Below are 19,530 nucleotides of genomic sequence, written 5' to 3' on the forward strand. Positions count from 1 at the left end.
CCCGAGTCAGGGTGCGGGTTTCTATCTGCGGGGGCGCAGGCGGAGGGTGGCGGTGGTGCGGACTTGTCGGGTTCGGCCTTTGGCGGCCAGCAGGGTTAGGGCGGCGGGGGAGGTTGCGGTGTCGACGACCTTGCGTTGGAACCAGTCGGTGGTGGCGAGGACGTCCTCGGGGGTCCATGGATGGTTCAGGGTGATCGACTTCAGGAGGGACCATTCCTGTAGACGGCGGATCAGGAAGTCGTGGCCGGCGACCTGTTCGGTGATAACGACAGCCCATTGATCGAATTGGCGGGCGCCGAGTTGAATCAGTTGCGCCGCACGGGTATTCAGATGTTCCGACACGGCTGACTCGGCCATGGTCTGATCTGGGTCGCGTCGGACGGTGGCCACGAGTTCGGATTCGGCCGCGTCGGTTACGGCAGCCAAGCCTTGCTGGTATCGCTGGTATCGCAGGTGTTCTTCAGGGACGGTGTCCTCGTGGTGGCCTGACACGTTTACTCCGCCAGGAGTTTTCCGGCGGCGGTTTCTATCTTTGCTTCGTCGAGGAGGATTGTGTCGGCGGCGGGGCCTAGGGGGATGAAGGTGTCTTCGCTGGTTACTCGGGAGATGCGGCCTTCGAAGCCTGCGTCGATCAGGGCTGCGCAGATTGATTCGGAGACGCCGCCGCTGTGGCGGGTTTCGTCGGCGATGAGGACTCGGCCGGTGGCTCGGGCGTGTTGGAGGAGGTCGTCCAGGGGGAGGGGGGAGAGCCAGCGGAGGTCGAGGACTCGGGTGCGGATGCCTCGGTCGGCCAGGCGGCGGGCGACGCGCAGGCTCATGGGGACGCCGTTGGCGAAGGTGACGATGGTGAGGTCGGTGCCGTCGCCGTAGATGCGGGCGCGGCCGATTTCGGCGTGGGTGGTGTCGGAAGGTGGTGCGAGCCAGGCATTGTCGCCTGGTTCATGCAGGTCGCGGGTGTGGTACAGGGCGATGGGTTCTAGGTAGATGCAGACGCGGCCGTCTACTCGGGCGGCGGAGACGCAGGTGCGCAGGAGGGCGGCGGCGTCGTCGGCGCGGGCGGGGGAGGCGACGATGACGCCGGGGATGTCGCGGAGGGCCGCGATGGAGTTGTCGTTGTGGAAGTGGCCGCCGAAGCCTTTTTGGTAGGCGTAGCCGGCGATGCGGACCACCATCGGATTGTGGTAACTCCCATTGGAGAAGAAGGAGAGGGTGGCGGCCTCGCCGCGCAGTTGGTCGGCGGCGTTGTGCACGTAGGCCAGGTACTGGATTTCGGGGATCGGGATGAAACCGGCGAGCGCGGTGCCGAGGGCGGTACCGAGCACGCTCTGCTCGTCGAGCAGGGTGTCGAACACGCGGCGCTTGCCGAATTGCTTTTGCAGACCCTTGGTTACGCCGTACACGCCGCCCTTGCGGCCGACGTCCTCACCGAAGACGAGTACGTCGGGGTCGCGGGTCAGCAGGTTGGCCAGGGTTCGGTTGATTGCTTGGCCGAGAGTCATCGGATCCGCCACCGCTGCACCATGATTCGGTCCGCTATCGGCGGGTTGTTCCGCAGCCTGCGGCACGGAGGTGGCGCGTGCGGCATCGGTGTGCAATGCGGCCGCTTGGGGCGCAGTACTTGGTGATGGGTCGGCCGACGCTCCTAGGTTGCCCGCAGGACTGCCCGGTTGCACGCCATTCTGTGCAACCGCAGTGTCGGTCGCGCCGATTGTCGATCTATAGGGTGGCACTGCCGTGCCGGGAAGCGCTTCGACCGCAGGCCGCCCGGCTTCGAGTGTCGCAGTATTGGACAGGGCTTCGGTCGGCGGCCGTCCGGTCTCGGGTGCCACGGTGTTGGACATGGCTTCGACCGCTGGCCGTCCGGTCTTGGGTGCCGCCGAATCGCCTAGTCTTGTGCCGATTCGCAGCACGTCCTCGCGTATCAGTGCAGGGTGGGAAGGGGCGAGTGGTGCCAGAACCGCCGCCGAAGACGTCAATTTCGGTTCGCGCCAGACGGTTTCGGCTGTCGTCGTGACGCGGTGGGCGATGTCGTCGTAGCGGGCCAGGACTTCGGCCGGGGTGGCTACGCCAGTGGCGACGAGCAGGCGGGCGGTGGCGGTGACCGGGTCGCGGAGGAGGTCGGTGGCGATGTCGGCGGGGCGGCGGTAGGCGGCTTCGACGTCGGAACCGGCGTGGCCCAAGAGGCGGACCGTTCGCAGGTGCAGGAAGGCGGGCTTGCGGTGCTCGCGGACCCAGGCGGCGGCCGCGGTCGACGTGGTCAGTGCGTCAATGGGATCGCAGCCGTCTGCGCCGAAGTACTCCAGGCCGGCGCGGGAGCCGTAGGCCTGTTGGATCCAATCGGCGGGCGTGGGGACGCTGATGCCGATGCCGTTGTCCTCGCAGAGGAACAGGATGGGCAGCGGAACGCCTTGGCGGGCAGTGTGAATCGCCGCGTTGATCGCGCCCGCCGCGGTGGAGTGGTTGGCGGAAGCGTCGCCGAAACTGCACAGCACCACCGCATCCGACGGCCACTCGCTCGAAATGCCAAGCCGCGCGGCACGATCGATCGCGAAGGCGAGACCGACGGCGCGGGGGAGGTGGGAGGCGATGGTCGAGGTCTGCGGGATGATGGCGGCGGGCTTGCTGCCGAACACCTTGTGCCGCCCGCCGGAGATCGGATCCGCTGCCGCGGCGACGATGCCGAGCAGCACGTCACGGATCGGGTCGAGGCCGGGCACCTGCCGGGTGCGCTGCACGAAGAACGCGCCGGACCGGTAGTGCAGCAGTGCCGGATCGGTCACCCGAAGCGCCACCCCGAGCGCCGCATTCCCCTCGTGCCCCGACGACCCGATGCTGTAATACCCGCGCTTACTCGCCCCCAACTGCCGAGCCGCCAGATCCAGCTGCCTGCTCGTCGCCTGCGACTCGAACAACTCCAGCAAGACCTCGCCGGTGATCCCGGGTGCGATGTCGTCCACCGCCGCACGCCCCGGCGTCAGCGCACCGACCGCCGCCCGAAACCGATCATCAAGAACCTTGCCCGGGCTGGATCCGGGGTTCGCGTCCCGCTCGCTCATTCGCGCCAGCTTATCGGTCATCCGATGATTTTGCGCGTCATCGACGGTCTCGCCGGACTAATTCCCGTGCGACGAGCTCGCCGCATGCGAATAGTTGGCAATCAGGGCTGAATGCCGAACAGGTTCGCCGTACTGAAGGCGCCAGATCCGGCCACAATGTCTGCCTCAGCATTGCCGGCTCGCCGGACGGCAACTGAACCGTCACGGGTTGGGGACCGCTTTGGGCGGTCGCCGAATGGGACATGGTGACGGCGCCACTCGATGTCCGGCGCCATGGCCGGTATGGCGCGACCGGCAGCCCGGGGTTGATGCATCGTATGGGACATAGTGGCGGGGCCTACTCGATGTCCGCCACCAGGTCCCGTTTGGCGATCGGCAGCCTGGAGCGGTGCGTTGAGTGGGTGATGGTGGCGGGGCCTACTCGATGTCCGCCACCAGGTCCCGTTTGGCGATCGGCAGCCTGGAGCGGTGCGTTGAGTGGGATCTTGCTGGCCTCGTTGCACTGGCGCCCGCCCGAGTTAGCCACGGCCGCACTCTTTCTCGGGACGGTTGTGGGCGCCGATCGTGAGTCTCAATTGGCAGCACGTCACGTCGCCGACAGCGAGTGCCGGTCTCGAGAAGGGGCGGATCCTCCCTGTGCGATGGGCGCAATCACCTGCCCGAACGCGGCGGTCAGTCCGGGAGTTGCAGGGCTGACGCCGCATCTTGGTCGAGCAGCCAGGCGGTGGATTCGAGGCCAACCGCCCCCGCGGCGGGGATGTCGACGGGGTCTGCGCCGGAGATGGCTTCGGCGACCGCTTCGGCCTTGGCCGCGCCGCCGACGACCAGTACCACGTGGCGGGTGCGGCGGATGGCGGGGATGGTGAGGGTGACGCGGACCGGTGGGGGCTTGGGTGAATTGGTTACGGCGACAACGAGTTCGTGTTGCTCGCGGACCGCGTCGGTGTGCGGGAACAGGGAGTTGATGTGGCCTTCGCCGCCCATGCCGAGCAGGTGCAGGTCGAAGGAGCCGTGTTCGGCGAGGTAGGCGTGTACGGCCGTGGAGTATTCGGCGGCGGCCTCGATCGGGTCGGGGTATTCGCCGTCGGAGGCCGCGACCGGATGTACTCGGGCCGGTTCCACAGGGACGTGGTCGAGGAGGGCCTGGCGGGCCTGGAGGTCGTTGCGTTCCGCATCACCGGCGGGCACGAAACGCTCATCGCCCCAGAAGAAATCGACGTTGGACCAGTCGATATCACCGGGAGATTTGCGGACCAGTTCGAGCAGACCAATGCCGGTGCCGCCGCCGGTCAGCACGACCGAGGCGGTGCCGCGCTCGGCTTGGGCGGCGACGACCACTTCGACAAACCGGGCCGCCGCGGCGGCGACCAGTGATTCGGTATCGATGTGGACTTCGACTGTGTCGCTGGCGGACTCACTCATAGGTCACCTTCTCGATTCCGGCGAGCGCCTCGGCGTAGATCTCATCGGCGTCCAGCCTGCGCAGTTCCTCGGCCAGGCAGTCGCGAGTTTCGCGGCGTGCCAGGGCGATTCGCTGATCCGGATCGCCGGTGCGGGTCAGTGTCGCGGTGCGCCCGGTCTGCGGGCGTTCGATGGTGACCGACACCGACGGGCGGTGGATCTCCACCCGCAGCGCACCGGAGCGGCGGATCACCGGGCAGCCGAGGCGGATGGCGAGCCAACCGGCCAGGGTGTCCAGCGCCGGTTCGTCGCGTAGCCCGGAGACCAGCACCGAGTCCACCGGCTCGAACGGCGGCTCGTCCAGCGCGGCGGCCAGCAGCGCGCGCCAGTAGGTGATCCGGCTCCACGCCAGATCGGTGTCGCCGGTGGCGTAGGAGGCGAGCCGCTTCTTGATCGCGGCCTGCGGGTCGGCGGCGAAGGTGGCGTCGGTGATGCGCCGAGTCGCCAAGCGCCCCACCGAATCCTTGGACGGGAACTCCGGGGCGCCGCGCGGCCACCAGGCCACCACGGGGGTGTCCGGCAGCAGGAACGGGATGACGACGCTGCTTTCGTGATTGATCAGCTCACCCTGCAGCCGCAGCACGATCACCTCGGCCGCGCCCGCGTCGCCACCGACCCGGATCTGGGCATCGAGGCGGGTCTCGGCGTCTCGATCGCCGCGCGCCAAAACGACCACCCGGCAAGGATGTTCGCGACTGGCGTCGTTGGCGGCGTCGATGGCGTCCTCGGCCTCGGAGCTGTCCAGCGTGCACACCACCAGGGTGAGCACCCGCATCATGGTGATTACGCCGTTGCTCTCGCGCAGCTGCACGATCCGCTTGGTGACCTCGCCGGTGGTGGTGTTCGGAATGTCGATGATCACGGCCGCCGCCATTCGCGCCCGGTGCGGGCGAGCATCTCGTCGGCCGAGGACGGACCCCAGGTGCCCGCCTCGTACGGTTCGGGTTTACCTTCTTCGGCCCAGCGCTCCAGCACCGGATCCAGGATGCCCCAGGACAATTCGACCTCCGCGTTCACCGGGAACAGCGACGGAACTCCGAGCAGCACGTCGAGGATGAGCCGTTCGTAGGCCTCGGGGGAGGACTCGGTGAACGCCTCGCCGTAGCTGAAATCCATGTTGACGTCGCGCACTTCCATGCTCGACCCCGGCACCTTCGAGCCGAACCGGGTGGTGATGCCCTCGTCCGGCTGCACCCGAATCACCAGCGCGTTCTGGCCGAGATCCTCGGTCATCGTCTGATCGAACGGCAGGTGCGGCGCCCGCTTGAAGATCACCGCGATCTCGGTGACCCTGCGCCCCAACCGTTTTCCGGTACGCAGGTAGAACGGCACCCCGGCCCAGCGACGCGTGTCGACCTCGAGGGTGATCGCGGCGTAGGTCTCGGTGCGCGATTCCGGATCGAAACCCTCTTCGTTGAGCAGGCCGACCACTTGCTCGCCGCCCTGCCAGCCATCCGCGTACTGCCCGCGCGCGGTCGTCTCGTCCAGCGGCTCAACGAGTTTCGTGGCCGAGAGCACCTTGATCTTCTCGGCCTGCAACTGCTTGGGCTGGAAGCTGATCGGCTCCTCCATCGCGGTGAGCGCGAGCAGCTGCAGCAGGTGGTTCTGGATGACGTCGCGGGCCGCGCCTATGCCGTCGTAATAGCCTGCGCGCCCGCCCAATCCGATGTCCTCGGCCATGGTGATCTGCACATGGTCGACGTAGTTGGCGTTCCAGATCGGGTCGTAGAGCTGGTTGGCGAAGCGCAGCGCCAGGATGTTCTGCACCGTCTCTTTGCCGAGGTAGTGGTCGATGCGGAAGACCGTCTCCTCCGGGAACACGCCGTTGACCAGCGCGTTGAGCTCCTGGGCGCTTTCCAGATCGTGCCCGAACGGCTTCTCGATCACCACCCGCCGCCACGGCTTACGGCCTGCGGCGTCGGTGGAGCTCGGCTGCGCGAGCCCGTGCTCGGAGAGCTGGTTGAGCACCACGGGGAACATGTTCGGCGGAATCGACAGGTAGAAGGCGTGATTGCCGCCGGTGCCGCGGTCCTTGTCCAGCTTCGCCAAGGTGTCGGCGAGGGTGGCGAAGGCTTGATCGTCGTCGAAACTGCCCTGCACGAAACGGATGCCCTCGGCCAGGTGGTCCCAGACCTCCTGGCGGAAGGGCGTGCGGGCATGCGTCTTCACCGAGTCGAGCACGACCTTGGCGAAGTCCTCGTCCGCGTAATCCCGTCGGGCGAAGCCGACCAGCGCGAAACCCGGGGGCAGCAGCCCCCGGTTCGCGAGGTCGTAGATGGCCGGCATCAATTTCTTCCGGGACAGGTCACCGGTGACACCGAAGATCACCACGCTGCACGGGCCCGCGATGCGCGGCACCCGCTTGTCCCGCTCGTCGCGCAGCGGGTTCTGCCAGGTCGGGGTTTTGGGGCCGGCCATCGTCGTCAGTTTTTCCCGGCCTCGGCCGACGCGTCAGGCCCGGAGGAGGTAGCTTGCGTGGCCACGGAGGGCCCCGCGTTGGCCGTATCGGCTGCTGCCAGCTCTTCGGTCGTGGCGGAAAGCAGTTCCGCCCAAGACTTTTCGAACTTGTCCACGCCTTCGCGCTCCAGCACCTCGAACACGTCGTCGAGGTCGATGCCGACGGCGGAGAGCTTGTCGAACACCTCCTGCGACGCCGCGCCGGTGCCGCTGAGCGTGTCGCCGCGGATCTCGGCGTGATCGGCGACCGCCTCCAGGGTCTTCTCCGGCAGCGTGTTCACCGTGTTCGTGCCGACCAGCTCGGTGACGTACATGACGTCGGAGTACTCCGGGTTCTTCACACCGGTCGAAGCCCACAGCGGCCGTTGCCGATTCGCGCCCGCAGCACCGAGGTGGTTGTAGGTCGAGGTGTGCGCGCCACCGTCGAACACGTCCTGATATTCGGCATAAGCCAAGCGCGCGTTGGCGATTCCGGCCAGCCCGCGCAGCGCGAGGGCTTCGTCGGAGCCGATCGCCTCGAGCCGCTTGTCGATCTCGGTGTCCACCCGGGACACGAAGAACGAAGCGACCGAATGGATCTTGCCGAGGTCGTGGCCCGCGGTCTTGGCGCCGCGCAGCCCGTCGAGGTAGGCGCCCATCACCGCGCGGTAGCGCTTGACGGAGAAGATCAGCGTGACGTTCACGCTGATGCCCTCGGCGATCACCCGGGTGATCGCGGGCAGGCCCGCCTCGGTGGCCGGGATCTTGATGAACAGGTTCGGCCGGTCGACCGTCTTCCACAGGTCGATGGCCTGTGCGACGGTCTTGTCCGCGTCGAACGCGAGCCGGGGATCGACCTCGATGGAGACGCGGCCGTCGACGCCGTTGGACGCCTCGAACGCGCCGGCGAAGACGTCACAGGCCGCGCGCACGTCGTCGGTGGTGATGGTGCGGATCGCGGCATCGGCGTCCGCGCCCTGGGCGGCAAGCTCTTTCAGCTGTCCGTCGTAGGCGTGGCCCTTGCTCAGTGCGCCCTGGAAGATCGTCGGGTTGGTGGTGACCCCGACGACACTGCGGGTCTCGATCAGCTCGGCCAGGTTGCCGGACTGGATCCGATCCCTGGACAGGTCGTCGAGCCATACGGATACGCCTGCCGCGGAGAGGGCGGCGGTATTCGCGTTCTGTGCCATGAGCGCTTATCCCTTCACGTTCTCGAGTGTGCGCTGCGCAGCGGCAACGACGTTGTCGGCGGTGAATCCGAACTCGCGGAACAGGGTCTTGTGATCGGCGGAAGCACCGAAGTGCTCGATCGAGACCGTCTCGCCCGCGTCACCGACGAACCGGTGCCATGGCATCGAGATACCTGCCTCGACGGCGACCCGAGCGCGGATCGCGGGCGGGAGCACCTCGTCCCGGTACGCCTTGTCCTGCGCGTCGAACCACTCCACACACGGCATCGAGACCACCCGGGTGCCGATGCCCTGCGCCTCCAATGTAGTCCTGGCGTCGACGGCGAGCTGGAGCTCCGAACCGGTAGCGATGAGGATCACCTGCGCAGTGCCGGTGGATGATTCGGCGAGGATGTAGCCGCCCTTGGCGACGCCCTCGTAGCTGGTGCCCTCCTGGATCGGCAGATCCTGGCGGGTCAGCGCGAGCGCGGACGGGCCGTCCTGGTGCGGCAGCTCGGATACCGAGAAGTGCGAGGTGTGCTCGCTGCTGTCGCGCTCGAGAATGGTGCGCCACGCGTAGGTGGTCTCGTTGGCGTCGCCCGGGCGGACGACGTTGAGGCCGGGGATGGCGCGCAGCGCGGCGAGGTGCTCGATCGGCTGGTGCGTCGGGCCGTCCTCGCCGAGGCCGATGGAGTCGTGCGTCCACACGTAGATGGCGGGCACGCGCATCAGCGCGGCCAGGCGCACCGCGGGACGCATGTAGTCGCTGAACACCAGGAAGGTGCCGCCGTACGGGCGGGTCGGGCCGTGCAGCGCGATGCCGTTGAGGATCGCGCCCATGGCGTGCTCGCGCACACCGAAGTGCAGGGTGCGGCCGTACGGGTTGGCCTTCCACATGCCGGTGGAGATCGACTCGGGGCCGAAGCTGCCCTCGCCGGACATGGTGGTGTTGTTCGACTCGGCGAGGTCGGCCGAGCCGCCCCACAGTTCCGGCAGCACCGGCGCCAGCGCGGCGAGCACCTTGCCGGACGCCTTGCGGGTGGCGACGCCCTTCGGGTCGGGCTCGTAGGTCGGCAGGCTCTCGGCCCAGCCCTTCGGCAGGTCGCGCTTGGCGAGCCGGTCGAAGAGGGCCTTGTTGTCCGGGTTGGCCTGGGCCCACGCGTCGAACTGCTGCTGCCAGGCGGCGTGCGCCTGCTTGCCGCGCTCGACGGCCTTGCGGGTGTGCTCGATGACCGCGGCGTCGACCTCGAAGCTCTGCTCCGGATCGAAGCCGAGCACCTTCTTGGTGGCGGCTACCTCGTCGGCGCCCAGTGCGGCGCCGTGCGCGGCACCGGTGTTCATCTTGGTGGGCGCCGGGTAGCCGATGATGGTGCGCAGCACGATGATCGACGGCTTGCCGGTCTCCGCCTTGGCGGCGGCCAGCGCCGACTCGATGGCGACGACGTCCTCGCCACCCTCGACCACCTGGACGTGCCAGCCGTACGCCTCGTAGCGCTTGGCGACATCCTCGGTGAACGCGATGGTGGTGTCGTCCTCGATGGAGATCTTGTTGTCGTCGTAGATCAGCACGAGGTTGCCGAGCTGCTGGGTGCCCGCGAGCGAGGACGCCTCGGAGGTGACGCCCTCCTCCATGTCACCGTCGGAGGCGATCACGTAGATGAAGTGGTCGAACGGGCTGGCGCCTGCCGCGGCGTTCGGATCGAACAGGCCGCGCTCGCGGCGGGCGGCCATCGCCATGCCGACCGCGGAGGCCAGACCCTGACCCAGCGGGCCGGTGGTGATCTCGACGCCGTCGGTGTGCCGGAATTCAGGGTGGCCCGGGGTGAGCGAGCCCCACTTGCGCAGGTTCTTCAGATCATCGAGCTCCAGGCCGAAACCGGCCAGGTACAGCTGGATGTACTGAGTAATGCTGGAGTGACCGCAGGACAGCACGAAGCGGTCCCGGCCGACCCAGCTCGGATCGCTCGGGTCGATCCGCATGGTGCGCTGATACAGGGAGTACGCCAGCGGCGCCAGGCTCATCGCGGTGCCAGGGTGCCCGTTTCCGGCGTTCTGCACCGCGTCCGCGGCGAGCACTCGGATGGTGTCGACGGCCTTGGTGTCCAGATCCGTCCAGTCGTCCGGGTGAGTCGGCTGAGTGAGGGCGCGGATGTCGTCTGTGACTGACACGACCGAGGTTCTCCTGACATTGGTTTCGTCGACGGCGGCAATACTGGCGGCGATGAACGCACGGCAGCGCGCGTGCTTACCGGGTGTGTACCCAACCACCCTAGATGTGCCCGTTGAGCGGCACGAGGGGAACCCTGTGTTTATTTGCCGCGCGGGCGGGACGCGAGACGGGCCGCGAACGGCGCTCGTAAGACTCGCTTTGTGTGAGGTGGGTTGGGTCGATAGGTGACGACGAGGTTTGCCGCAGCCGTGTGTGCTGCGGCGGTGTGGATCGCCCCGTGTGCTGGACCACATTTCGGATGTTGTTGCGTGGGGCTATGCGCGGAGCAGGGTCGGCGGGGGTCTACCATCCTCTGTAGTAGTAGCCGCGCCGCACGGCTGAAGGGGCGCCGAGGCGGGCGAAGGTCCAGCTCTCGCGCATCCAGGTCGGCGGGACCGAGCGCGCTGCTTGGTCCATGCCGGATGCGATGCACAGCGTGCGAGGAGAAACAGTGCGGATTGGGCAACAGCCGGGTGGCAATGACGCGCACGGCTCCGCTCCGACGGCGCTGGCCGACCGGTTCACGGGTCCGGGCCTGCCGTCCCGATTGACCCGGCGGGTGCTCGCGTATATCGCGCTCACCAAGCCGCGGGTCATCGAACTGCTGCTCGTCGCGACGATTCCGACGATGCTGCTGGCCGATCGCGGGCACATCGACATCCGCCTCATCCTGGTCACCCTGTTCGGTGGCTGGATGGGCGCGGCCAGTGCGAACACCCTGAACTGCGTCGCCGACGCCGATATCGACAAGGTGATGAAGCGGACCGCGAAGCGCCCGCTGGCCAGGGAGGCGGTGCCCACCTCGCACGCCTTCGTGTTCGGTGTGGTGCTCGGCCTCGCCTCGTTCGCCTGGCTGTGGTGGCAGGCGAACCTGCTCAGTGGCGTGCTGGTGGTCGCGACGATCCTGTTCTACGTCTTCGTCTACACCCTCGGCCTCAAGCGCCGCACCTCACAGAACGTGGTGTGGGGCGGCGCCGCGGGCTGCATGCCCGCCCTGGTCGGCTGGTCCGCGGCCACCGGCGGCATCGGCTGGCCCGCGATCGCGCTGTTCGGTGTCATCTTCTTCTGGACGCCGCCGCATACCTGGGCGCTGGCCATGCGCTACAAGGAGGACTACCGCGCGGCGGGCGTACCGATGCTGCCGGTGGTGGCGACCGAGCAGGTGGTGACTAAGCAGATCGTCATCTACACCTGGCTCACCGTGCTCACCACCTTGGCCCTGGCTCCCGCGGCCGGCGTGGTCTATACCGCCGTCGCGCTGGTGGCCGGAGCGTGGTTCCTGCTCATGGCGCACCAGCTCTACTCGGGCGTGCGACGGGGCGAGTCGGTGAAGCCGCTGCGGTTGTTCCTGCAGTCGAACAACTATCTCGCCGTGGTGTTCTGCGGTCTCGCGGTGGATTCCGTGCTGGGCTGGGACACCCTGGGCAGCTTCTTCAGCTGATCTCGCCGATGTAGCCGTCCGGCCGGATGGTGACCCGGGTTCCGTCGACCGCGTGGTAGGCGGCGAACGCGTGACCATCGACATCGACGACGTAGCGTCCGGATGCGGTGCTGCCGGGGCGGACGACCGCGTAGGCGTCCGTCGGGATTTCGCCGGTTCCGCCGAAGTACAGCTGCGTCGCGTGTGGGCCGCGGAACAGGTCGAACAGGCGAATCGGATTGCCCGCCATGTCTTTCAGCGGGGCGTCGGGGGCGCGATCACCCAGCACGAGCGGGCGGCGGTCGCTCATGTCGCGGTAGCTGATGTCCAACTGCTGGGTCTCCGGGCCACGCCGCATCGCGTCCTCGTGACCGTCGACCAATTTGTCGAGCAGCTCGGAGCTGACGCCGAGCACGCGGGCGGCGACCGTCCTGCGCTCGGATTCGTAACTGTCCAGCAGTGATTCGTCGCCGTCGAGCGCGGCGGCCAGCTTCCAGCCGAGGTTGTAGCCGTCCTGGATGCCGGTGTTCATGCCCTGCCCGCCGGTCGGCGGGTGCACGTGGGCCGCGTCGCCGGCCAGGAAGACACGTCCGTCCCGGAACCGTTCGGCCAGCCGGACATTCGGCCGCCACACGGTCACCCAGGTCAGGTCGGTCAGCGTGATGTCGGTGCGGCCGGAGTAGCGGTCGACGTACTCCTGCAGCACCGCGAGGGTCGGCTCGGCGTCGCCGGTCAGCGGGGCCGCGAACTGGAATTGGCGGCCGCCGGGCAAGGGGGACATGGCGATTCCCTCCATCGGGCGGTCGGCCCCGGCGAACCAGTAGCCGAACTCGTGGTCGAGGGCGTCGGCCCGGACATCGCCGAGCAGCATCCGCAGCGATTCGTCGGTCGTGCCCTCGAACGCGATACCCAGCGCTTTGCGCACCGTGCTACGGCCGCCGTCGGCGCCGACCAGGTAGGCGGCGCGTACGGTTTCCGCGACGCCATCGCAGGTCAGGGTCGCGGTGACACCGGTCGCGTCCTGGGTGAATTCCGCCAGCGCCGTGCCGAGTTCGACCCGCACGCCGAATTCCGCGAGCCGATCGCGCAGGATCCCCTCGGTCCTGGACTGTCCGAGCACCCACGGATTGGGGTAGGGGAGCGCGGGTGTCGGCTCGATCGGCTCCCACATCCGGCGCTCGCCGACGAACTCACCGCCGAGGTAAGCCCGCATGATCGGCACCGGGATGCCCGCCGCGAGCACCGCGTCGATCACGCTGAGGTCGTCGAACACCTCCAGCGTGCGGGGCTGGATGCCGTCGCCGCGCGAGCCTGCGAAGAACTCGGTGGCCTGGTCGATGATCCGCACCGGCGTGTTCCGGCGGGCCAGTTCGAGGGCGAGGGTCAATCCGGTGGGGCCCGCACCCGCGATGAGTACCTGGTTCTGCACTTTTTCTCCTATATGAACCACTATTCAGTGAATGTGAATTCAGTATGAGAGTTGGTACGTTCCCTGTCAAGGAGGTGGGTGCAGGTGTCGATGAGTCGCAAAGAGAAGTCGGCCGAGACCGAGCTCGCGTTGAAGGCAGCGGCCCTACGGCTGTTCGCCGAGCGTGGCTACCTGAACACCAAGATCGTCGACATCACGACCGCGGCAGGGCGTGCGGCCGGGTCGTTCTACAACCATTTCGCGGGCAAGGAAGAACTACTTCAGGCGCTGTTGAACGACGTCGCGGCGGCGAGTGACGTGACGGCCGAGGGGCCGGACCACAACGCGGACTTCACCGATCCGGCGGCGATCCGCTTCCACGTCGAGGGGTACTGGGTCGCTGCGCGGCAGCACTGGGCGGTGTTCCGATCGATCCAGCAGGCGGCCCTGGTCAACGATGAATTCGCCAGGCAGGCAGGGCAGTTCGCGATTCAGCAGCGCCGCGACATCGCCGATCACCTGGACGCGTTCGGCCCGCGCGGCCTCACCCTGCCCAGCACGCCCGATGCCAGTCTGGCCATGATGTTCCTGCTCGCCACGAGCATGGTGCAGGCCGTCGAAGACGGTGCAGTCGAGCTGACCGACAAACAGGCCGTAGACGGCTTGACCCGGTTCATCTACCGCGGGCTGACCGGCCTCGACTACTAGCGCCCGCGGATGCGTACCGCCGCACGCCTTTTGACACCCGCACGCGTGTCAGTGCGGCAAGTTCTGGTGCGGGACATCAGAAGGCGTGCGGCTGGTAGTGCAGCGGGCGGGCCGCCGGCCGAGGTCACGCCGAGGAACTGCTGGGCCTCACTCGCGCGGAGGAGTCCGGCGCGACGGTCTGGCCAACAGGCGCACGACTTCTGACATCCGCACGCGTGTTGGTGCGGTGAGTCGTGGTGCGGGACGTCAGAAGGCGTGCGGCGGGTTAGGGGAGCAGGACGATGGAGCCGGTCGTCTTGCGGGCCTCCAGGTCGCGGTGCGCCTGTTCGGCGTCGGCGAGGGGGTAGGTCGCGCCGACGCGGATCTGGACGGTGCCGTTGGCGATAGCGTTGAGGACATCTGTTGCGCGCCAAAGCAATTCGGTGCGGTCGCGGAGGTAGTGGGCCAACGTCGGACGGGTGACGAAGAGTGAGCCCGAGCCCGCCAGGCGCTGCAGGTCGAACGGGGGAACCGGGCCGCTGGCGCCGCCGAAGAGGGCGAGCATGCCGCGGACGCGCAGCGAGGCGAGGCTGGCTTCGAAGGTGGCGGCGCCGACGCCGTCGTAGGCCGCCGCCACGCCGACACCGTCGGTGAGCGCGCGGACCTGGTCGGCGAGATCGTCGTCGTAGCGCAGCACCTCGGCGGCGCCCGCCTCGCGGCACAGCTTTTCCTTCGCGTCGGTGGACACCGTGGTGATCACCCGCGCGCCGCGCGCCACGGCGAGTTGGGTCAGGATCAGCCCGACGCCACCCGCGCCCGCGTGCACGAGGACGGTCTCGCCCGGCTGCGGTGTGTAGATCGATTCGAGCAGGTAGTGCGCGGTCATGCCCTGGAGCAGCGCGGAGGCGGCGACCGTCGGGTCGACATCGTCGGGCACCGCGATGGCCACGGCGGCGTCCACCGCAACGCGCTCGGCATAGCTGCCCGGTCCGGTCGCCCACGCGACTCGGTCGCCGACGGCGAACTCGGTGACGTTCGCACCGACCTCGGCGATCACGCCGGTGGCCTCGGAGCCGGGGATATAGGGCACGGCCTGCGGGTAGCGGCCGGTGCGGATGTAGGTGTCGATGTAGTTGATGCCAACAGCTTGGATGTCGACGAGCAGCTGATCGGGTCCGATTCGCGGGTCGGGCACCTCGACGTACTGCAGTACTTCGGGACCACCATGTTCGGACACCTGGATCGCACGCATGGGATCTGTTCTACACCCGTTCGGCAGGCGCGTCAGATTCGGAGGAGCCAGTATGCGCACGCCGAGAATTCGGCACGGGGGCTGGACCGTTTCCTACTGGTCGGTAAACTAACGTCCATGAGTGCTCATGCCGCCACGGTCCCGGTGAAGTTGTCTGGCGCCCTCGTGGAGTCCGTCAAGGGATTCGTCGCCGATCACGACGGTTCGGCCACCGCCGTACTGCAGCCGGTCGGCCGCGCGGGTGTCCGCGTGACGCTGGTCGGCGCCGACGGCATCCTCGGCGACCGGGTCGTCGCGGATCTGGCCACCGCGAAGGAACTCGTCGCCACCGTCGACGGCCTCACCGAGGCCGACGAGTGGGACCGCGAGCTGACCTCGATCGTCACCCCGCGCAAGTCGCACTGGACCAAGATGGCCGGCTGGGTAGCCCGGCAGAAGAAATTCCCCAAGGCGCGCAACGAGAACTGAGCGATGCGAGTGACGCGGCTGTTCGGTCGCATCGCGGCGGTGCTGCTTGCCGGGTGGACAGTCCTTGTGGCACCGGCGATTCCGGCGGGAGCTGACGACGCCAACGCCCTGCGCGTATGCACGCCGGGGGACTATCCGCCGTACTCGATCGCCGAGGGCGCGGGCGAATATCGCGGCATCGACATCGATCTGGCGCGTGGATTCGCCGAGGTACTCCGTCGCCCGGTCCAGTTCGTACCGGTCACCTGGGCGTCCATGAAGACGGATTTCGCTGCGCTGCACTGCGATATCGCCGTCGGCGGCATCTCCGACTCGCCCGCCCGCCGCGCCTTCGCCGACTTCTCGATCACCTACGGCACCGACGGCAAGACACCGATCACCCGCCGCGGCAACGAGACCGAGTACGCGACGATCGAGCAGATCAACCGCCCCGAGGTGCGGGTGATCGCGAATCGCGGTGGCACCAACGAGGAGTTCGCCCGCAAGAACTTCCCCGCCGCCCAATTGACCCTCTGGCCAGAGAATCTCACCCTCTTCGACGAGATCGACCAGGGCCGAGCCGACGTCTTCGTCACCGACGCCGTCGAGGGCCGCTACCGCGTCCGCCAGCACCCGGGTCTCCAGGTCCTGCACCCGGACAAGCCTTTCGACTCCTTCGGCAAGGTACTGCTACTCCGCAAGGACGACCCACTCCTGTCCACCACCCTTAACACCTACCTGGCCACCCAACTCGCCACCGGCGACGTAGACCGCCTGTTCGACCAGTGGACCGGCCCCAACCCAACCGCCCCTCTCAACTAACCCTCCTACCCACATCGCCAACGCAACCGCTATCGACGAAATCCGCCCACTAACTCGGGACCTGCACTCGCGCTCTAGGGCCCTAAACCCAGTGCAGATCCCGAGCCCCAGTGCAGATCCACCCCGCCAACAGCAAGGAAGCCCTCCCCGCGCACGAGTTGTGCCGCTGCGCGCGAGATTGCCAGCAATACCGTGCGCGGCCGCACAATTCATGCGCGGCGACCACGACCGGCCGCGCCTGGCGCCCGCATTCGCTGATTTGACGGCGCGTCTGTATCTACCGCAGACCGTGGAGCACCAGTCAGCAACAGCTGCACTCTCACTCGGGATCTGCACTGGCTCTAGGGTCCTAGAGCGAGTGCAGGTCCCGAGTGAGAGTGCAGATCCGCGCCGCCATCGGCAAGGAAGCCTCCCCGCGCACGGGTTATGCAGCTGCGCACGGTATTGCTGGCAATTTCGTGCGCGGCTGCACAATTCATGCGCAGCGACCACCGCCGGACCACTCGACGGGCCGAATGCCGACATCCGGCCATCCGCTTGTTGTCCAAAGCGCTTGGGACGCGACCGCAACCCGATCGCGGCGTGAGAACCCATCCGTACACCCGTTGTGTCAGCCCCACACCGCCTGTACTGGGTGTGGGGCTGACGCAGTGGGTGTACGGCGGTAGCTTCACCACCTCGGGAGCCGGGATTCGCTGATTTTTGGCCTCTCGAAACGCCACCACAGCCAGATGACCACCTCGGGAACGCGACATCGCGCACCTGACGTGCACCTAAAGCCGGGTACGGCAGGCGACGCGACCACACTACTCACGGGAAAATGTGGATAGGTCTTCAGCTTCTATGGACTGTCCACCTGCGGAGTCCTAAGCAGCACTTGCCCGGAAAGGTCCACCTTTCCGAGGGTCTCTGGGTGTACTGGTCCGGGTTGGTGTGCCGAGAGATCTCCGGTGGTGTGCTGTCCCAGAGGTTGTCGACTGGTTCATCGGATGACCGGAGTAGTGCTGGGCACGTGAGGTGGGGTCCCCGACCTTAGTTATCGGTCAGGTGCGTGATGTCGCGTTCCAGCGTGGTCATCTGGCTGTGGTGCTGTTCTCGAGCGCTTTCGAAGGAATAAGCGTGTCGTGTGGACGTTTTCGGGGCCGCTGGGGCTCCGATGCGCGCCCTTTGCGGTGGCCGAACACCCTTTCCTTAACCTGCACACCCGCTACAGCGGGTGTTCGGCTCACAGAAACGGTGAGCGCCCGGCACTGAGGGTGTGGGCATGATCGCCGGGACCGCTGTTCGCAACAGCCGCACTCTTTCTCGGGATTCGCGGTGCTTCTGGGCGTCGAGGGGTGGGTGTGGATATTGAGGGGAGTGCGGATGTCGACGTGGTGGGGTGAACTTGCCCGTATCGAATCCGTAAAGATGCTTGCGGCAAGGGATTCGGTGGGGTCACCGTGAAGGGTCGAACTGCGGCGGGGTCGGAGGAGTGGTGGCGACAGACGTAATCGGCAAGATTGCGCGCGTGACCGCGGCAATCCGGCCGGACCATCTCGGTGAGGTGGTGATCGAGGTGCGGGCGGGGACCGAACGATTCCTGGCGCGGGCCGCCGACGGGGAGACAACCATTCCGAAGCACACCCAGGTTCTCGTGATCGGGAGCCTCGGTGGGCGCACGGTCGAAGTCACTCCCTTGAAATGAAGGTGCATCATGGACGTCCAAATCTTGGTCGTCATCGGGATCGTCGTCGCTCTTATCGTGTTGGCTGTGCTGTTCCGCCTGTCCTGGCGGGTCGCCGAACCCGATGAGGCGCTGATCATTTCGGGCTTCCGAGCCGGTGAGGGACCGTCGGGGGTCGGCGAGAGCATGGGGTTCCGCATCGTCACCGGCCGCGGCAGTTTCATCATGCCCGGCCTGACCAAGGTGCGCTTCATCTCGCTGGAGGCGCACGAGAGCCAGATCCTGGTGCCGTGCGTGAGCCAGCAGAAGATCAACCTGGAACTGGGCGGGGTGGTGGTGTACAAGATCGGCGACGACTACCGGTCCATCGCCAACGCGGCGCGCCGCTTCTTGGATCGTCCGGCCCAGGAGCTGGAGACCAAGGTGCAGAACGTCTTCGTCGGGCATCTGCGGGCCATCGCGGGCTCGATGACCGTCGAGGACATGATCAGCGATCAGGACAAGTTCTCCGAGCAGGTGCGCGACCGGTGCTCGCAGGAGATGGAATCCTTCGGCCTGGTGATCGACAGCTTCCAGATCCAATCGATCGCCAGCGGCTCGAATTACATTGCCAACCTGGCGATTCCGCATCAGGCGGCGGTGGAGCAGAAGGCGCGAATCGCGCGGGCCAACGCCGACCGGGAGGCCATCGAGCAGGAACAGGCGGCGCAGCGGCAGATCGCGCTCGCGATGCGCGACACCCAGATCAAGAAGGCGGAGTACCAGGCCGAGATCGACAGCGCCAGCCAGGAAGCCGCGCAGCAAGGTCCGCTCGCCCAGGCCACCGCCCGGCAGGCGGTGGTCGAGGTCGCGACGAAGGTGTCGCAGCTGGAGGCGCAGCAGATGGAACAGCAGCTGCAAGTGGAGGTGCGCAAGCCTGCCGACGCCGAGGCCTACCGGCAGACCACCCTGGCGACCGCCAGCCGCGATGCCCGGATCAGCCAGGCCGAGGCCGACGCGCAGGAAACCCGGTTGCGCGCGGAAGCCGCTGCGGCACAGACGAAGATGCAGGCCCTCGCCGAGGCCGAGTCGATCAAGCTGCGCGCGGCGGCGCAGGCCGACGCGACCCGGCTGGCCGGTCAGGCCGAGGCCGACGCGATCAAGGCGCGCGGATTGGCCGAGGCCGACGCGGTGCGCGCACACATGGCGGCCGAGGCGGCGGGCATCCAGCTGCGGTCCGAGGCGATGAGTCAGAACCAGGAGGCGGTGATCGCCCAGCAGATCGCCGAGAAACTCCCGCAGATCGTCGCGGCGGCCGCGGCGCCGTTCGAGCACATCGACAGTTTCACCGTGCTCAACGGGGCCCAGGGCGTGACCTCGGCACTGGCCGAGATCATTCAGCAGGCGGGCGCGCTCACCTCGATGGCGCGTGAATCACTGGCTCCGGCAATGGCTTCCGGCGTCAAGCCCGCGGAGAACGGCCAGGTCGGTGCCGACCGGCCGAAGTAGCTCAGCGAC

General features: G+C 67.5%; 14 protein-coding genes and 1 pseudogene. 6 read left to right on the forward strand and 9 right to left on the reverse strand.

The annotated features are described in order from the left end of the window. Positions 1–21: 21 nt before the first annotated feature. From ACIBK2_RS13835 to tkt, 7 genes and pseudogenes are all read right to left on the reverse strand, one after another. Positions 22–492 (reverse strand): hypothetical protein, encoded by a 471-nt coding sequence (locus tag ACIBK2_RS13835; protein WP_396966960.1) that lies wholly within the window; start codon positions 490–492, stop codon positions 22–24. A 2-nt stretch (positions 493–494) separates the two neighbouring features. Beyond that, the gene (locus ACIBK2_RS13840; protein ID WP_396967234.1) at positions 495–3,056 is read right to left on the reverse strand and encodes a thiamine pyrophosphate-dependent enzyme; all 2,562 of its coding nucleotides are present in this window, start codon (positions 3,054–3,056) and stop codon (positions 495–497) included. A gap of 672 nt (positions 3,057–3,728) precedes the next feature. Continuing rightward, the gene (gene pgl, locus ACIBK2_RS13845) at positions 3,729–4,478 is read right to left on the reverse strand and encodes a 6-phosphogluconolactonase (RefSeq protein WP_396966962.1); all 750 of its coding nucleotides are present in this window, start codon (positions 4,476–4,478) and stop codon (positions 3,729–3,731) included. After that, positions 4,471–5,379, reverse strand: a complete 909-nt coding sequence (gene opcA / locus ACIBK2_RS13850) for a glucose-6-phosphate dehydrogenase assembly protein OpcA (RefSeq protein ID WP_357392050.1) — start codon at positions 5,377–5,379, stop codon at positions 4,471–4,473. The genes pgl and opcA overlap by 8 nt, the downstream gene beginning before the upstream one ends. After that, positions 5,376–6,935, reverse strand: coding sequence for a glucose-6-phosphate dehydrogenase (zwf, locus tag ACIBK2_RS13855; protein WP_379292155.1), 1,560 nt, complete (start codon positions 6,933–6,935; stop codon positions 5,376–5,378). Before zwf ends, opcA begins: the two co-directional genes overlap by 4 nt. Before the next feature lie 89 nt (positions 6,936–7,024). Beyond that, positions 7,025–8,143, reverse strand: a pseudogene (tal, locus tag ACIBK2_RS13860) (transaldolase); the annotation flags it as partial. A gap of 6 nt (positions 8,144–8,149) precedes the next feature. Continuing rightward, positions 8,150–10,291, reverse strand: a complete 2,142-nt coding sequence (tkt, locus tag ACIBK2_RS13865) for a transketolase (RefSeq protein ID WP_396966965.1) — start codon at positions 10,289–10,291, stop codon at positions 8,150–8,152. Between the two features lie 491 nt (positions 10,292–10,782). On the opposite strand from tkt, the gene ACIBK2_RS13870 reads away from it, so the two are divergent. Beyond that, on the forward strand, positions 10,783–11,772 hold the full coding sequence (locus ACIBK2_RS13870) for a heme o synthase (protein ID WP_396966967.1): 990 nt from the start codon (positions 10,783–10,785) through the stop codon (positions 11,770–11,772). On the opposite strand, the gene ACIBK2_RS13875 is transcribed toward ACIBK2_RS13870, so the two are convergent. Continuing rightward, positions 11,765–13,180 carry an FAD-dependent monooxygenase gene (locus tag ACIBK2_RS13875; protein WP_396966969.1) on the reverse strand — a complete coding sequence of 472 codons (1,416 nt, stop codon included), beginning with the start codon at positions 13,178–13,180 and terminating at the stop codon, positions 11,765–11,767. The two genes, ACIBK2_RS13870 and ACIBK2_RS13875, sit on opposite strands and share 8 nt — an antisense overlap. A 90-nt stretch (positions 13,181–13,270) precedes the next feature. Here ACIBK2_RS13875 and ACIBK2_RS13880 point away from each other — a divergent pair, with 90 nt between their 5' ends. Next, positions 13,271–13,867 (forward strand): TetR/AcrR family transcriptional regulator, encoded by a 597-nt coding sequence (locus ACIBK2_RS13880; RefSeq protein WP_396966971.1) that lies wholly within the window; start codon positions 13,271–13,273, stop codon positions 13,865–13,867. A 265-nt stretch (positions 13,868–14,132) separates the two neighbouring features. Here the strand turns inward: ACIBK2_RS13880 and ACIBK2_RS13885 are convergent, their stop codons facing one another. Further along, positions 14,133–15,098, reverse strand: a complete 966-nt coding sequence (locus tag ACIBK2_RS13885; RefSeq protein ID WP_396966973.1) for a quinone oxidoreductase family protein — start codon at positions 15,096–15,098, stop codon at positions 14,133–14,135. Positions 15,099–15,215: 117 nt separating this feature from the next. Between ACIBK2_RS13885 and ACIBK2_RS13890 the strand changes: the two genes are divergently transcribed. The 4 genes from ACIBK2_RS13890 to ACIBK2_RS13905 all read left to right on the forward strand — a co-directional run bounded on the left by ACIBK2_RS13890 (position 15,216) and on the right by ACIBK2_RS13905 (position 19,521). Continuing rightward, positions 15,216–15,566, forward strand: coding sequence for a hypothetical protein (locus ACIBK2_RS13890; protein WP_396966975.1), 351 nt, complete (start codon positions 15,216–15,218; stop codon positions 15,564–15,566). 3 nt (positions 15,567–15,569) lie between these two features. Continuing rightward, positions 15,570–16,367 (forward strand): transporter substrate-binding domain-containing protein, encoded by a 798-nt coding sequence (locus ACIBK2_RS13895; RefSeq protein WP_396966977.1) that lies wholly within the window; start codon positions 15,570–15,572, stop codon positions 16,365–16,367. 1,510 nt (positions 16,368–17,877) lie between these two features. Then, positions 17,878–18,054: a hypothetical protein gene (locus ACIBK2_RS13900; protein ID WP_379289043.1), complete on the forward strand. Its 177-nt coding sequence runs from the start codon at positions 17,878–17,880 to the stop codon at positions 18,052–18,054. A 9-nt stretch (positions 18,055–18,063) separates the two neighbouring features. Continuing rightward, positions 18,064–19,521 carry a flotillin family protein gene (locus ACIBK2_RS13905; RefSeq protein ID WP_396966980.1) on the forward strand — a complete coding sequence of 486 codons (1,458 nt, stop codon included), beginning with the start codon at positions 18,064–18,066 and terminating at the stop codon, positions 19,519–19,521. Positions 19,522–19,530: the final 9 nt, after the last annotated feature.

This window comes from Nocardia sp. NPDC050175, assembly GCF_044459885.1.
Lineage (GTDB): Bacteria > Actinomycetota > Actinomycetes > Mycobacteriales > Mycobacteriaceae > Nocardia.

Excerpts from the sequence above, each read along its gene's own strand:
- ACIBK2_RS13840 (WP_396967234.1), bottom strand. The coding sequence starts at position 3,056 with ATGAGCGAGCGGGACGCGAACCCCGGATCCAGCCCGGGCAAGGTTCTT.
- pgl (WP_396966962.1), bottom strand. The coding sequence starts at position 4,478 with ATGAGTGAGTCCGCCAGCGACACAGTCGAAGTCCACATCGATACCGAA.
- zwf (WP_379292155.1), bottom strand. The coding sequence starts at position 6,935 with ATGGCCGGCCCCAAAACCCCGACCTGGCAGAACCCGCTGCGCGACGAG.
- ACIBK2_RS13880 (WP_396966971.1), top strand. The coding sequence starts at position 13,271 with ATGAGTCGCAAAGAGAAGTCGGCCGAGACCGAGCTCGCGTTGAAGGCA.
- ACIBK2_RS13885 (WP_396966973.1), bottom strand. The coding sequence starts at position 15,098 with ATGCGTGCGATCCAGGTGTCCGAACATGGTGGTCCCGAAGTACTGCAG.
- ACIBK2_RS13890 (WP_396966975.1), top strand. The coding sequence starts at position 15,216 with ATGAGTGCTCATGCCGCCACGGTCCCGGTGAAGTTGTCTGGCGCCCTC.
- ACIBK2_RS13895 (WP_396966977.1), top strand. The coding sequence starts at position 15,570 with ATGCGAGTGACGCGGCTGTTCGGTCGCATCGCGGCGGTGCTGCTTGCC.
- ACIBK2_RS13905 (WP_396966980.1), top strand. The coding sequence starts at position 18,064 with ATGGACGTCCAAATCTTGGTCGTCATCGGGATCGTCGTCGCTCTTATC.